This window comes from Aquimarina sp. RZ0, assembly GCF_008370685.1.
GTDB lineage: Bacteria > Bacteroidota > Bacteroidia > Flavobacteriales > Flavobacteriaceae > Aquimarina.
This window is the reverse complement of the sequence record NZ_VTZU01000014.1, coordinates 43,023-59,031: the sequence shown is the minus strand read 5'-3', so window position 1 is coordinate 59,031 and position 16,009 is coordinate 43,023. Positions and strand designations below refer to the sequence as shown.

Sequence of the window (16,009 nt, the reverse complement as noted above, 5' to 3'; positions counted from 1 at the left end):
TTAATTAATTATTAGGTGTATTTAAGATGGTTTCTAATTCTGCTTTTTTGGTAATAATATTGAGCATAGCTTGTAATGTTTCTTGCTGTACGCCATATAGCTGTAATTGAGCTTGTCTTAATTCTAAACTGCTGGCAAGTCCTTCGGTGAATTTGACTTGATTTTTCTTTTCAATCCTTTCTGCCAATGCAAGATTTTGTTTGGAAGTTTCATAGGTTTCTATAGAAAACTGATAATCATTGATAGCAGTATTGTACTGGAGTTGGATTTGTTGTTGCGTCTCAATAAAAGTGGTGTTAGCTTGCTCAAAAGCAATTCTGGCCTGTTTTGTTTTTGCACTTCTTCCCAAAGAGCTAAAAATTGGAATATTTAAATTAACTCCCAAGATAGAAGACTGAAACCAAAGCTGATCATTTTCTAAAAAAGAGAAGGAATCACTATTTGCCTGTGTACCATAATTTACAAAGGCTGAAAGCGTAGGCAATGCCTTGGATTTTTCCAGTTTTAGTTCTAATCTTCTTTGTTCTGTTAATAAATAGCCTAATCTATAATCCACATTATTTTCTATGGTAAAAGGTTTATTCGCCATAGAGGAGTCAAGATTTTTCATCGTTAAGCTATCAAGATCATCTGATAGTGTGGTAGAAGAATTCACATCTATACCAATTGCCAAATTAAGCATTTGTGATGCTATTTTTTGTTGTCGAATCGCATTATTGAGCTGATTTGTCGTCTGTAATAAGGTGATCTGTAATTGCTCTACATTTTCTTCTTCATTCAATCCAGCTTCAAATGTCTTTTTTGCTTCCTGATAATTTTTTTCAAGTGCTGCTTTATTGCTCTGCTGTATGCTTACATTTTCCTGAGCTACGAGAACACTTCCGTAGGCATTGATTACAGTTTTACGTACTTCTAATTTGGTTTTTTCCTCAGAATCATTATTGAATTGTAAGAAACTCTTTGCGGCCTCTAATCCTACCAGATATGATCCGTCAAATAAGAGTTGAGATAAGGTGGCAGTTGCAGAGGCTTGTTCTTTTGTTCCAAAAACTACAGGGACAAATGTACCAGGAGTTCCTCCAGAAAATTCACCTGGAATAAGAGTTACGGGTTGTTTTAATTGATTTTGATAAGCTATGGCAGCATCAATTTGCGGAAGTCCTGTGGCTGTAGCTTCCCACTTTCTTTTTAATGCCTTAGCAACATCACGTCTTGCATTGATGGATTGATAATTGTTCTCTAATGCAAATTCTATTGCCTCATCCAATGTAAATGAATATTGAGAGGAAACAGGAGTCTGCTGAGCAAAGGCAAGCAAGCTGAATAAGCAACAGAAACATAAAGAGCAAAAGTTGTTTCTCATAATTATTGTTCTTTGATTAAATTGTTTAAAATGGTTTGTCCTTTTTCAGTGACAATACCTCTAACATGATATTCGAGATATTCAGTCATTAATTTTGAAACAGGGAATGATTGCCTAGGAAACATTTCCTGATCTTTGATTCCCATCATTCCTATAAAGTATATTCTTGATATGATTTCGATATTAATATCTGCTCTAAAAACTCCTTTTTTTATGCCCCTTACCAGATTTTCGATCACACATTCCTGCATAGCTTCAAATTGCTTTACTTTAAGAGTGTTATGTATTTTTGGATAGTATTTTTGAAGCTGATATTGAGGAGAGGTTTTTTCATCTTTTAGGTGATACATCAAGAAGGCTTTTATAGCATATAATTCTTCAATAGGTTCTTTGTTCTCTTCTAGAATTGAATCAATTCCATCACACACACAGCAAAATAAAAAATCTGTAGTTGCTTCAACTAATTTTGTTTTATTCTGAAAATGCGTATAGATTGTTTTTTTTGAAATTCCCATTTCTGAAGCAAGGTCATCCATGGTCACACTTTTGAAACCAAAGTTTAAAAACATATCATTCGCTTTTTCAATAATTTTCTCTTTCATTTAACGAAGTTAATTTTCGAGTGCAAATGTATAGCAGGAAACTATAAAAACATTAAAAGTTTCCCAAGTTTCACAATTATTTAACATTGTTTTTAGATTCATAAAAAAATAGAAGCCGTTATTTTATATCAGGCTGATAGCATTATTTCTTAGTGCGTAAAATTATAATTGTCTATGGTGAGACGAATATGGATTCTTTATTAGGACATATTAGAAGAGGTATGCTTCGTAAATTTTATTTTACCTTAGCAAAAAAAAATTGACAGTGCATACAGTTTCAGATTATCAAAATTATTTTTTAGAATATCTTTCAGAAAAAGCAATAGTAAAAGAACCGAGAAATTTATATGAGCCTATTTCGTATATATTACATCTGGGAGGGAAACGATTAAGACCTGTATTGGTTTTAATGACTTCAGAGATTTTTGGAACTTCTCATAAAGAGGCACTTGATGCCGCGCTGGCGATAGAGGTTTTTCATAATTTCTCTTTAGTTCATGATGATATTATGGATGATGCACCATTGCGAAGAGGAAGCGAAACCGTTCATGAGAAATGGGATGTTAATACAGGTATACTTTCTGGAGATGCCATGTTGATTAATGCCTATCAGTTGTTTGAAAATTATGACGGAAGCATTTTTAAGGAATTGGCAAAATTATTCACTAAAACTGCGATTGAGGTATGCGAGGGGCAACAATATGATATTGATTTTGAAACTAGAGATAATGTAACAATTCCGGAATACCTGAAAATGATAGAGTATAAAACAGCTGTACTGGTAGGAGCTGCTATGCAAATGGGGGCAATTGTAGCCGGGGCATCAGAAACTTGTAAATCTTCTATTTATGATTTTGGTAGATTGCTTGGTATTGCTTTTCAATTACAGGATGATTATTTGGATGCTTTTGGAAATCCGGAAACTTTTGGAAAACAACTAGGAGGTGATATTATAGAGAATAAAAAAACCTTTTTATATCTTAAAGCTTTAGAGTATACTGACACGGATCATAAAAAGCAACTAGAAAGTCTTTTCTCTCTGAATCCAGAGAATCCATCAGAGAAAATAAATACAGTAAAGCATATTTTTGAAACTACAGGAGCAAAAGAAAGAACCAGGTCAGAGATCAAAAAATATACAGAACAAGCTTTTAAGGTTCTGGATAATTTATCTATCTCAGAAGAGAAAAAGAAAGTTTTACAAGATTTTGGAAATCAATTAATGAATAGAGATGTATAGTGATTTATGGTAAATTTGATACGCTGTTATATCAGAAATCAGGGGATACAAATTCACTGAAAGCAGGGTGATATTTCTCCTCTTCTACATCTAATTTTGAGTTATTATTAATTCAAAATTATTTTAATTATGACTATTTCTAAAACAATAACCAGATTGTGTTTAGGACTCATTACTGGTCTATTTATTTTTTCTTGCGAAAAAGAAGAATTTCAAACAGAAACTCTTGATGCCTCTCAATCCACAATAATACCAGCTCCGATCTCCTTTGATGAATTAGAACGTAAGGCACTTGGTGCAAAAGAATGGATAGAGACCAAGACCGCTTCTGATACTGTGATTACCTGGGCAAGTGTTGATGGCTTTTATTATGAAAGATTTGGCAATACTATTAACGGTAATCCTGATACAGGAGTTGGTGAAACATACAGTATATGGTTCGAAGATGCCAATTATATCTATGTTATAAAGGATGCAGATGGCGAAAATGTAGCATTGCCAAAATGGGATATCAATACGTTGAGGTTTTCATTTGTATATAATTTTACAGAGAGTAGATGGATAAGAAGTAAAGAAGTACGGTATACGCGCTATGCTTCAAGCTCAGATTTTGTTATTAATATTATAAATATACCTTCATCTCATATCAATTTTGCCTGGTTTGTAAACTCTCGGGAGTTTTATGATGATTATCGGTATGATATATTTGTAGATAACGAAAAAGTAGTAGAAAATTTAACATATACTAGTTATAGAAATCACATTGTGTCGGGACTAGAACCAGATACTAATTATGATATTAAAGTTATAGCAAAGAGTCAAAGAAGTGATGCAGGTTTACGAATAAAAAACTTTAGTATAAAAACAGATACAAGGACGTTAATATCTAAATTTGAAGTTCGATTAGTAGAAGTAACACAACATAGTGTAACACTAGGTTATAATATTCCAGAAGTAACAAACTCGCCTACAGTAAACGAAATTGAAAGATTTGAATTTCGTTATCTTTCTGGTAGTACCAATATTCGTTTAGGATATGCTGATGGTGATAATACAGAAGTAACTTTTGAGTTTATAAGAAATGCTAATGGAGATATTACCGCGATATATTCTCCTGAAACAAGATCGAGTTGGTTAGGGACAGTCTATGGGGTGTCTCGTGTATTTGACACTCCAATACCTAGTACAGAAGAGATGAGAGTACATCCATCTGCTTTGGTTCGTACTAATGATCCTGATGAGTCGACATTTACTAATAGTAGAAGTGGCAATACTATTAACTTTCAGTTGTTGTAAAATTTAGAGAGGTATATCAAATTATACCATTTTAGCTTTAAAATTACCCAAATAAAATACAGTTGTTTTTCTTTAGGCAAAAAAGAAAAGTTCAGTATAACCTAGTCTATGGTTAATTTTTATTTTGAAGCATAAGGGGAAAAGAACAAGTTTTGGTGGGTGATTTTAAGGTAGAAATGGTATTATCTAGTCCTAAAAAAGAGGATATCTGATTTTTTAGATTTCCTCTTTTTCTTTAAAATAAAAAAACCATTTGATCTATTGATAGCCAATAGATCAAATGGTTTATATGTAATGATACATGTATTTTTTAACGCATAAGAATAGCAAGCAAAAAATTAAAAGAGTTTTACAAGATCTTTGAAAACAATTAATGAATAGAACAGATAAGATTTCTATTAAAATTCAATACACAGTAATTAACAAATAGAGATTTCTATAGCTCTATTATATCAATCATAAATTCGTAATTATTTTCTTGCTTTCTTTTGGTTTTTCATAAATGTTTACGGCTTCAAATTTGTGATTTGCAGTGGCAATATAATTTTTACCAGTTTTGACATTCGCAAACCTCCAATGATAGCCACTTTTGGTTTTTGTAATCTTAGATAAAGCAATGTCATTCATATCACTTGTTGTATGTTTTTGGATAACATTATATGCTTTTAATACAATCTCTTTAGAGTTGACATGTCCAGTAACAGCTTTTTGATTCTTTTTTTTGACCTTATAATACTTATAAGTGGCATCCGCATCTGCCGAAGGAATCTCTTTTGATCCAGAACAGGAGTAGAAGCAAATAGTGCAAGTAAAAATTCCTAAATAAGCTAAGAGTGTAAAGTTTTTCATAGTATATACTTTTATGTGTTTCCATTGTATTATTTAATCAAAAAAATAACCAAACACTCTTTTTCCTTTACAGCTGGAACTTAGAATATCCATTATTTATAGAACTTTTCTTAAATAATCATTAGGGTAGAAATGGATGTATATTTAGTAACTATATAGGTTTATCTAAATAAAAGTTAATTTGTGTGTTTCTAAACGTATATAACGAACCTCCCTACCTTTTATTATATAAATTTATCCCAAATATAGCTTTTATCCTCTTAAATTACTTTTTATGCTTTATTTTTTTACGGTTTTTAACTCGACACTTAATTGTTCTAAAAACGATAATAACATTAAAAAAGTCCTGTCAAGAAGTAATACTATTAAAAAAATATCCTTACAAAAGGGGCATAAGCACTAGTATATATACTCGTATTCTCATCATACAATGTGTCATATCTAAGCCCTACACTTATAAAGCCTACTCTGTAACCAACACCGATGAACAATGCGGGATACCAATAATCTTCATTAAAATCAGATCCATTAAGATCAAAACTTCTACTCACTCCCATCTCTTCAAACTCTGCCGAGAGCTGTAAGCTCGGAAAAGGGTTGTATAAAGTAATGATACTAGCTCCATAATTGGTCGCAGTGAAGTTTTGACCATCTGTATATCCAAAATTAAGTCCTAAACCTGCACTGAATTGATTACTAAAATTATAGATAGCCGCAGGAGCAACTACAGCACTAAAGGAGTTATTAGAAAATCCAATTCCGATATTTCCCCCAATACTAATGTGCGACCAAAAATTTTCATCTTGACTATAATTTTTTTGTAAGGAACATAAAATTATAGAAACTAAGATGAGTGATTTGATATTCTGAATAAGAATCATTTTCATTGTTAAATTTCTAAAAAAACGTCATAATAAATATATATAATTCGATACTCAATATACTGTAATTGTTGTATTTTTGTATCGTTTTGTCAATAAAAAAACGATTGAGGACATATATATGGATAAATATTCATTTTTAAATGCGGCTAATACCGCATTTTTTGCAGATTTATACGACCAATATTTGCAAAATCCCGATGGTGTAGAACCAAGTTGGAGAGCATTTTTTCAAGGGTTTGATTTCGGTATAGAAAATACCGATGGCTCAATAGAAACAGTCTACGTTGAAAAATCATCAGGAGAAACAGTTGCTGTTCCAGAGAATGTACAAAAAGAATTTCAGGTAGTAAGACTTATCGATGCATATAGAACACGAGGACATTTATTTACGAAGACAAACCCGGTTAGGGATCGAAGAAAATATAATCCTACCTTATCATTAGAGAATTTTGGGCTGAGTCAGGCAGATCTCAATACTATTTTTAATGCTGGTGAAATTATTGGGTTAGGACCAGATACATTGAGTAATATTATTGTTCATCTGGAACATATATATTGTGATGCTACAGGTATAGAATATATGTATATCCGTAATCCTGAAGAAAGAAAATGGATACAGGGGCGTATAAATTTTAATACTAATAAAACTAAGTTTTCTGGAGAGCAGAAAAAACATATTCTTAAAAAACTAAATCAGGCAGTTGCTTTTGAGAGTTTTTTACATACCAAATACGTAGGACAAAAACGTTTTTCTCTGGAAGGAGGAGAATCATTAATTCCAGCTTTGGATGCTTTGGTAGAAAAAGCTGCTACAATGGGCGTTAAAGAATTTGTCATGGGGATGGCGCATCGGGGTCGTCTCAGTACATTAACAAATATATTTGGTAAAAGCCCAAAAGATATCTTTAACGAATTTGATGGTAAAGATTATGAAGAAACGGTATTTGATGGGGATGTGAAATATCATTTGGGGTGGACCTCAAAAAGAGAGACAGATTCTGGGAAAGCGATTAATATGAACATTGCACCCAATCCCTCTCATTTAGAAACAGTAGGAGCTGTTGTAGAAGGAATCACCAGGGCAAAACAAGATACGCATTATAAAGATAATATTTCTCAGGTTTTACCAATAGTTGTGCATGGAGATGCTGCAGTTGCTGGGCAAGGTTTAGTCTATGAAATTGTACAGATGGCTCAATTAGATGGATATAAAACCGGAGGGACCATACATATAGTAGTAAATAATCAAATTGGTTTTACTACTAATTATCTGGATGCACGTTCGTCTACCTATTGTACAGATGTTGGTAAAGTAACATTGTCTCCTGTATTACATGTTAATGCAGATGATGCAGAAGCAGTAGTACATGCAGCTAATTTTGCCTTAGATTTTAGAATGAATTTTGGGAGAGATGTATTTATTGATCTCTTAGGGTATCGCAAATATGGTCATAATGAAGGAGATGAACCTCGTTTTACACAACCGAAATTATATAAAGCAATTGCTAAACATAAAAACCCGAGAGATATTTATGCAGAGAAATTAATTGCAGAAGGAATTATAGATAAAAATTATGTAGCTACCTTAGAGCAAGAATACAAAGCTTCTCTTGAAGAGGAACTAGAAGATTCTCGTAAGCAAGAGAAGACTGTTATAACCCCGTTTATGCAGGATGAATGGGCAGGTTTTGTTAGAGTACAGGAAGATGAAATGATGGAAGTGGTAGATACTACCTATTCAAAAGAAGGACTTACAGAAATTGCAAAAGTCATAACGAAACTTCCGGAAGAGAAAAAATTTCTACGAAAAATACAAAAAATTGTAGAGAAACGACATGAAATGTTTTTTGAGACTGATAAATTAGATTGGTCGATGGGAGAATTACTGGCGTATGGTTCTTTGCTTAAAGAAGGATATGATGTAAGGATGTCTGGGCAAGATGTGGAAAGAGGGACTTTCTCCCACAGGCATGCTGTTATAAAAGTAGAAGATAGCGAAGAAGAAGTTTTATTACTTAATAATCTAAAAGGAGATCAAGGGGATTTTTATATTTATAATTCATTACTTTCTGAGTATGCAGTCGTTGGTTTTGATTATGGATATGCCATGGCAAGTCCTCAGACATTGGCTATATGGGAAGCACAATTTGGAGATTTTAGTAATGGTGCTCAAATTATGATTGATCAGTATATATCTTCTGCAGAGGATAAGTGGAAATTACAAAATGGACTGGTGATGTTATTACCTCATGGGTATGAAGGACAGGGGGCAGAACATTCGTCAGCTCGTATGGAGCGTTATCTGCAACTATGTGCAAAGGATAACATGTTTGTGGCAGATGTCACTACTCCTGCTAATATGTTTCACCTGCTCCGTAGACAAATGAAAGCATCGTACCGTAAACCATTGGTTGTTTTTACTCCCAAAAGTTTATTGAGAGATGAAGAAGTGGTTTCTACGGTAGAAGAGTTTGCTAATGGTAGTTTTCAAACCATAATTGATGATACTAACGTAAAAAAAGCAGATGTCAAAACTTTAGTTTTTTGTACAGGTAAGTTTTATTATGATTTATTAAAAGAAAGAAGAAAAACTGAACGAAAAGATGTTGCTTTGGTACGTATAGAGCAATTGTTCCCGCTGCCTGCTCGAGAGATGGATACATTGATTAAGAAGTATAAGGCTGATGAAGTTGTTTGGGCTCAGGAAGAACCTAGGAATATGGGTGCATTAAGTCATATTCTAATGCATTATGATAATGCTAAAACATTTAGATTTGCAAGTAGGAGACCATACGGTGCCCCTGCTGCAGGTAGTGCTACCAGGTCTAAAAGAAGGCATCAGGAGGTAATTGACTATGTGTTTGATAAAACAAAAGATAATCAAAGACGTAAAAAGAAATAGTAAAGTAAGTATAAATAGAAGATTTTCACGAAAGTGTGATATATATATAAAATTAGAATTATGGCTTTAGAAATGAAAGTCCCTTCTCCGGGAGAATCCATTACAGAAGTAGAAATTGCTCAATGGCTCGTAGAAGATGGTGATTATGTAACAAAAGATCAGGCTATTGCAGAAGTAGATAGTGATAAAGCAACATTAGAATTACCCGCAGAAGAAAGCGGTATTATTACCTTAAAAGCTGAAGAAGGGGATGCTGTAGCTGTTGGTCAGGTAGTATGCCTTATTGATACAGATGCAGCTAAGCCAGAAGGAGGAGGTGATGAACCGGTAGAAAAAACTCCTAAGGTAGAAGAAAAGAAAGCTGTAGTAGCTACACCAGCTACACCTGCCAAGACAGAAACATATGCTACCGGAACGGCTTCGCCGGCTGCAAAAAAGGTGTTGGCAGAAAAAGGAATCAATACTTCTCAGGTGCAAGGTACTGGTCGAGACGGACGTATTACTAAAGAAGATGCAATAAAAGCTACTCCTTCTATGGGGACTCCTGGTCCCGGACAGAGAGGAGAATCACGTTCTAAATTATCAATGCTTCGCCGTAAAGTAGCAGAACGCTTAGTTTCGGTTAAAAATGAAACGGCAATGTTAACTACTTTTAATGAAGTAGATATGCAACCAATTTTTGATCTTAGAAAGCAGTATAAAGAAAACTTTAAAAGTAAGCATGGGGTAGGTCTTGGATTTATGTCTTTCTTTACATTGGCTTGTGTGAGAGCATTAAAAATGTACCCTTCTGTAAATTCTATGATTGATGGTAAAGAAATGATTTCTTATGATTTTCAGGATATTAGTATTGCAGTTTCCGGGCCTAAAGGTTTGATGGTGCCAGTTATACGAAATGCTGAGAATCTAAGTTTCAGAGGTGTAGAATCCGAAGTGAAAAGATTAGCAATAAGAGCTCGTGAAGGTCAGATTACAGTTGATGAAATGACAGGAGGAACTTTTACAATTACTAATGGAGGGGTTTTTGGAAGTATGTTATCAACCCCTATTATCAACCCTCCTCAAAGTGCAATTTTGGGGATGCATAATATTGTAGAACGACCAATAGTAAGAGAAGGTCAGATTGTTGTCGCTCCTATTATGTATGTGGCATTATCATATGATCATAGAATTATTGATGGTAAAGAATCAGTAGGATTTTTGGTTGCTGTTAAAGAAGCGTTGGAAAACCCGGAAGAACTACTAATGAATAATAATATAAATAAAGCATTAGAGATGTAATACGTACTTTCTTTAAAGTGCTAACAAAACCTCAATTCCTTGTGAGTTGAGGTTTTATTTTTTACGAAACTTTTTAAAATATTTGTTAGACAAGCAACTTTCTGGGAAAAATAACGTTGATGCCTTGTATAACAGATCAAAAACTGCGTTATGTCAGTGCTTATATGAAACGGCTATGATATAAAATTGAATTATTTTGATTTTAGATAAAGAATGATATTAATTGACAACATCTAATAATAATAAAAGAGGATTTGTTAAAAATTAACTAGATTGATTCTTTTGTATAGTTTTTAATACTTCATTACTTCTTATAGCATTATTATTTACAATGACTGTGTAAGTTTTGCAAAAAAAAATGATAGATCAAATATATTCAATAATTACTTAATAAAAAATAATGAAATCGTTTACTATAGAAGAAATCAATACTATTTTGAAAGGAAAGTTAGTAGGTAGTACTAATAAAAAAATAACAGGTCTAGATCAATTGAAGAATGCTAAAAATGATCAGGTCACCTTTATTGGAAGTTCAAAATATGCACGTTTATGGGAAACCTCTGGCGCCTGTGCTGCCATTGTTAATGAAAACTTAACTATTGAGCCTGGTGCTGACCGAGCATTTATTATGGTAAAAAATGCAGATTTAGCAATGTCCAAATTGTTAGAATTATTTCGTCCTGAAGACCCGGTTTTTGATACAGATATTCATCCTACGGCCGTAATTCATAAATCAGCAGTTATCGGAGTTGGGTGCAAAATTGGAGCAGGTTGTTATATTGGAAAAGATGTTGTTTTAGGAGAAGGTGTTGTGTTTTATCCCAATGTAACTGTTTTTGACGATTCTGTAGTAGGGAATCATAGTGTTATTTGGTCGGGGACAGTAATTCGAGAACGTTCTAAAATTGGGAGTCATTGTATTTTTCATAATAATGTGAGTATTGGAGCTGATGGTTTTGGCTATCGTCCTAGCGAAGACGGCCGAGGACTTGTGAAAATACCGCATATCGGAAATGTCGTTATTGGAAATGGTGTTGAAATAGGAGCAAATTCTTGTGTGGATCGCGCTAAATTTAGTTCTACTATATTAGGTGATGGTTGTAAAATTGATAATTTGGTACAGATCGGTCATAATTCTGTGTTGGGACGTTTTTGTATTATGGCAGGTAGCAGCGGTTTAGCAGGTTCGGTTACCCTGGGTGATGGAGTTGTTATTGGAGGCAGTGCTTCTATAAAAGATCATACAACAATTCATTCGGGTGCTGTGGTCGGAGCAGGGTCAGGTGTTATGAATGATGTTCCGGCAGGAAAAACAGTTCTAGGATATCCTGCTTGCGATTCCAGAGATATGCTTAAGCAATGGGTGGCTTTGCGTAAGCTTGGTAGATAATATGTCTTCTTTTAAATTAGATGTTTTTTGATTCAGACGCCAAAGAAAATTCAGCAATAGCAGCGAGCGCTATTGATATTTTTTATTCTGAAACTGGGTGAAAAAAAGGATATTTTATTCCAGTAAATTCAAAAGATGAATAAGGCATATCTATAGCTAAGACCTCTTTTTGTTTTTAAGTATAAATGAAAAGAACCAATTTGAATTATAATTTTAAATCAGCAGTAGTAAATTAAAATATAAAACCTCTAAGCTTACACTGTGTTATTTTTCAGAATTAAGCTTAAAGGTTCTTGAATTGTTAAAGCGAATAGATACTTATTTCTTTAAGATTTTTGCTGTATACTTATGGGTTTTAGTAGTTATTTTTGCTAAATAGAGTCCTGGTGACAGATTGGTAATGTCTATTGCAGAATCAGTATCCTTAAGCTGTTTTGAAAATATTTTTTTACCCAGTATAGAATACAATTCAATATTTGGAGAAGTATTAGTAATAGCTGTTTTTATATGTAATACTTTATTTGCAGGATTGGGATAAACTTCAAATATATTTTCTAAAGTTTCGTCAAAATTATCAGTAACAGATAGTACAGATGATTCATTTTGATAGTTGTATAAAGCATGTATTGAGTATACTAATGGAGCATTCCAGTTAATGGTTATTTCGTTTGTAGAATAAGAGCAGTAATTATCAACAAAAGAAGAAGCTGGATTTGCATTAGGATATCCACTACAAGAATCTTGTTGACCAGGATGAGGTCCTCCTACAATCATTCCTGGTACTGGTTGAGCAATACCATCAGAAACAGATATTCTATGGTGTGGATCAATTACTTTTCTATTTCCAAAACCGGTCACATAGCAATATCCTGTGCCGTTACGACCAAAGATATAATCCATAGATTTATAAGTAGCACTTAGATAAGATTCATCACCTGTCAATTCATATGCTCTTATTAAAACAAATAATTGATTTCCTATCTGCCCATTACTTCCCCAAACATAATCTGGGGTAGTCATCGTAATATTCATAGGAGAGCTGTCAACATTGTTTTTTAATACATTGGCGGTTTCTAAAAGCTTGTTATTAGCTGCTGAGACATTAATATCACCCGATAGTTCTGAAGCATGATGCGCTATAGAAAACAGAGCAAGCATGGATGAACTTGACCAGGTAGGTACTTGAGCGTTAATATTGGCAATATTAATATCATTTTTATATTGAATATCTTTAGTAGAGATAAATAATTCTACCGCCGCCCACTGAAACTCATCTGTTACATTGTTATCTCCATATTCCCCAGTTTTAACATCCGATGGTTGTACATAATACACAGTAGGATTTGCTTTTGCCCAGGAATATGCATCTTTTGAAGCCTGAAGTAGTGTTGCACTATATCCAGGTTTTTCTGCTTCAAAATCTGCAAATATTCTAGAAGCTACTGCTGTTACCGCGGCAAAATTTAGAGCGGCAGCTGTGGTCTTCTGAACGACATAGCGATCAAAGGTATATTGATCAGGCATTATATTTCCAGAAAAATTCAGTCCTGTCAATTTATGATAGACTCCACCGTCATTAGGATCTTGCATAGCTAGCATCCAATCCAGATTCCAAATGGTTTCGTCCAGAATATCGGGAATGGCATTTCCTTTTTCCGGGATATTAAATTCTAAGTTTTTATAATAGGTGTCATAATGTTCATAAGCTGCCAATAATGTGTAAGTGCTAATCCCGCTATTCACTATATATTTATTATAATCTCCCGCATCATACCAGCCTTTTGGAGCAGCTATTTTGGTTCCTGCAGGTCTTGCTGGAGAAGCAGCAGATGCGTGTATAATTACATCTGTGTCTGGATGACCGGCATTTCTGGCATATATACCTGCATAGTCAGCAGTCAATGAGGTTGACGCTCTATTGTAATAATAATACTTAAAAGCTTGCTCTCTGATTTCCTGATATCCATCGTTGTTTATAGTAAAGTTGATCTCAAGCTCATCAATAACAAATCTATAAGTTCCTTCTGTGTCAATTGAGGATACATCAACTGTAGCAACATATTCTCCAGAATCACTCCAGAGTACTGATGTATCTGTTGTACCAGAAATGATAGCATTATCAGCACTGTCGTAAACAGTGTAAGATTTGCTGGAAAAACTATTAATACTGACGATATTGATCAATTTATCCCGTCCTTTTAGATAAGATACCTGGTTGTATCTTATATCAAATTCTGGAGCAGAAGGGATATCTTCCAGCGGTGCTCCAAGAGAAATCCATTCTATTTCTATGGTTCCATTATATCCACCTACTCCCGGGTTTATAAACATTTCCAAATTAGAAATTTGTGTTGCATCTACAGGGCAAGGAGCATCTGCTGGAAGGCAAGGTCCTCCATATCCACCATCCAGTAGCTTACCTTCATAGTTTAATTCATAAATTTTGAATTCATCAATAAGAACCGTAGACTGTCCAGAGAAATTTGTAACATATCCATTAGCATCTCTTAGATCAATTCTTAGGTTAGGAAGGTCAGTGCCTTTTGCTTTTATATATAATTTAGGAACTGCAGAAGCATCAGTATTCGAATCAACACCATCCATATGTATTTTGTAGGATAGAGATTCCCATAGATCAGCTGATCCATTTGCTGTTAGTAATAACATGTTATTTGATAAAGATGGAGTATATCCAGGAGAGGAATTAATGCTTAATATGCCCTTGTCAAAGTCATCACTATATGTGATTTGGGCTTTGATGCTTGATCCAGCTAGCAAAGCTAAAGATAAGAATGATAATAATGTTTTCATTAAGAATAGTTTTAATAAAGTATTAAGGGTTTAATAAATAGATAACTGGGGTTATACAGGTATATTTTATGCCTGAACCTTAACATTATATATACTGTGGAATATTGAAATTTTAAAAAGGCAAAAATTATTATTAAATACCTGAAAATAAATATATTAAGATTTTTTAGAAATATTCTTTAGAAAACCATATTGTATAGATTATATATATAACAGATATAGCCTGTTTTTGCAACTTGATTTGGGATATAACTTGCGTTTATTCTTTGTGAAATTTTTAGAAAACGCTATGAAAAAGCCATTTCTGAGTACGGGATAATGGTAGTGTACCCCTTGTTCCTAAAATAATTCATATCTGTAAAAGTTCCTGTAGCTAAAATAAAATCACCACCCCAACCACCAAGACTTTTGATACTATTTGTATAATCTTCAAATAATCTGGATTTTACAGTGGGAGTTTTAATAATGTCAGATATAATTTGTTCGTGACTGTCAATTAATTTTTCGAATTCATTTAATTCTTGACTGACTATTATTTTTTCTGTGATCGCGTTAATTGATTTTTCGGCTTTATCAAAATCTTTTAATGATAGAGATTGATAATGCTTAATTGATTCTTTACTGTTTTGTTTCTGATTAAGATATATGAAGAATATGTCATTCTTAAATGGAGGATTAAATAAAGCTTTATTTATAATAGGAGTATTTCCGTTTCGGGTGTATCGTATTGGAGTTTCATGTTGAGCACACGCAATATCATATCCGCTACCACCAAAACTTTTTTCTAATAGTGTAAAAGGGTTTACTTCTGCCCATTGAGCAATGTTGTTAATTAATGTAGATGATGATCCCAAACCCCATTGTTGATCAAACTCTAATCGGGTCTCAATAGTATATCCTTGATGCGATAAGAATTTTGAGTTTAATGCTCTGGCAGAAGAGAATATTTTTAGCAATGTTTTTGTAACTTCTGGTGAAGTTTGTGTGTTATTTTCTGAAAGGGGATGAAATTCTTTGTCGTTTATTTCAAAATTTGATTGAAACCAGCAATTTCCGTGTGCATCCAGACTTCTCCAGCTAATCATATTGCTATTGTTCTCTTCAACTGTTAAATATTGTCCTTTTCTGGTAGGTATAGCCAAAGCAGTTACACCATCAAGAACGAGGTATTCGCCAGTAATTAAAAGTTTACCATGACTGTAGAAAGTTTTTTTTGGCATATGTTGTATAATAAAACTATGATAAAAGTAATTATTTTCTGTTAATTCTATTAAGAACTTATCTAAAGTAGTGCTTTTGCCTGCAAAATTCGCCTATCTTTTTACTTCAATCAAAAAAGTGTAAACTAATGGTAGTATAAATTAAAGAATATTAGCCTTTTCTACAAATGT

General features: G+C 33.4%; 11 protein-coding genes. 5 read left to right on the top strand and 6 right to left on the bottom strand.

Going from position 1 to position 16,009, the window contains the following annotated elements; translation table 11 throughout:
• Window positions 1–4 precede the first annotated feature (4 nt).
• Window positions 5–1,363, bottom strand: coding sequence for a TolC family protein (locus tag F0000_RS07260; protein ID WP_149624052.1), 1,359 nt, complete (start codon window positions 1,361–1,363; stop codon window positions 5–7).
• Between the two features lie 2 nt (window positions 1,364–1,365).
• On the bottom strand, window positions 1,366–1,965 hold the full coding sequence (locus tag F0000_RS07255) for a TetR/AcrR family transcriptional regulator (protein ID WP_149624051.1): 600 nt from the start codon (window positions 1,963–1,965) through the stop codon (window positions 1,366–1,368).
• Window positions 1,966–2,230: 265 nt separating this feature from the next.
• Between F0000_RS07255 and F0000_RS07250 the strand changes: the two genes are divergently transcribed.
• The gene (locus F0000_RS07250) at window positions 2,231–3,205 is read left to right on the top strand and encodes a polyprenyl synthetase family protein (protein ID WP_149624050.1); all 975 of its coding nucleotides are present in this window, start codon (window positions 2,231–2,233) and stop codon (window positions 3,203–3,205) included.
• A 129-nt stretch (window positions 3,206–3,334) separates the two neighbouring features.
• On the top strand, window positions 3,335–4,501 hold the full coding sequence (locus F0000_RS07245) for a hypothetical protein (RefSeq protein ID WP_149624049.1): 1,167 nt from the start codon (window positions 3,335–3,337) through the stop codon (window positions 4,499–4,501).
• 456 nt (window positions 4,502–4,957) lie between these two features.
• On the opposite strand, the gene F0000_RS07240 is transcribed toward F0000_RS07245, so the two are convergent.
• Window positions 4,958–5,350 carry a hypothetical protein gene (locus F0000_RS07240; protein WP_149624048.1) on the bottom strand — a complete coding sequence of 131 codons (393 nt, stop codon included), beginning with the start codon at window positions 5,348–5,350 and terminating at the stop codon, window positions 4,958–4,960.
• A gap of 365 nt (window positions 5,351–5,715) precedes the next feature.
• Window positions 5,716–6,237, bottom strand: coding sequence for an alpha-ketoglutarate decarboxylase (locus tag F0000_RS07235; RefSeq protein WP_149624047.1), 522 nt, complete (start codon window positions 6,235–6,237; stop codon window positions 5,716–5,718).
• A gap of 115 nt (window positions 6,238–6,352) precedes the next feature.
• Here F0000_RS07235 and F0000_RS07230 point away from each other — a divergent pair, with 115 nt between their 5' ends.
• The 3 genes from F0000_RS07230 (at window position 6,353) to lpxD (ending at window position 11,807) form a co-directional block, all read left to right on the top strand.
• Complete coding sequence (locus F0000_RS07230) at window positions 6,353–9,136, top strand: 2-oxoglutarate dehydrogenase E1 component (protein WP_149624046.1); 2,784 nt, start codon at window positions 6,353–6,355, stop codon at window positions 9,134–9,136.
• Window positions 9,137–9,196: 60 nt separating this feature from the next.
• Entirely contained in the window at window positions 9,197–10,417 is a 1,221-nt protein-coding gene (gene odhB, locus F0000_RS07225; RefSeq protein ID WP_149624045.1) for a 2-oxoglutarate dehydrogenase complex dihydrolipoyllysine-residue succinyltransferase, read from the top strand.
• Window positions 10,418–10,817: 400 nt separating this feature from the next.
• On the top strand, window positions 10,818–11,807 hold the full coding sequence (gene lpxD, locus F0000_RS07220) for a UDP-3-O-(3-hydroxymyristoyl)glucosamine N-acyltransferase (RefSeq protein ID WP_149624044.1): 990 nt from the start codon (window positions 10,818–10,820) through the stop codon (window positions 11,805–11,807).
• Between the two features lie 318 nt (window positions 11,808–12,125).
• Here lpxD and F0000_RS07215 read toward each other — a convergent pair whose 3' ends face one another.
• Both F0000_RS07215 and F0000_RS07210 read right to left on the bottom strand, forming a co-directional pair.
• Complete coding sequence (locus F0000_RS07215; RefSeq protein ID WP_149624043.1) at window positions 12,126–14,618, bottom strand: glycoside hydrolase family 9 protein; 2,493 nt, start codon at window positions 14,616–14,618, stop codon at window positions 12,126–12,128.
• 287 nt (window positions 14,619–14,905) lie between these two features.
• Window positions 14,906–15,838 (bottom strand): GYDIA family GHMP kinase, encoded by a 933-nt coding sequence (locus F0000_RS07210; RefSeq protein ID WP_149624042.1) that lies wholly within the window; start codon window positions 15,836–15,838, stop codon window positions 14,906–14,908.
• Window positions 15,839–16,009 lie beyond the last annotated feature (171 nt).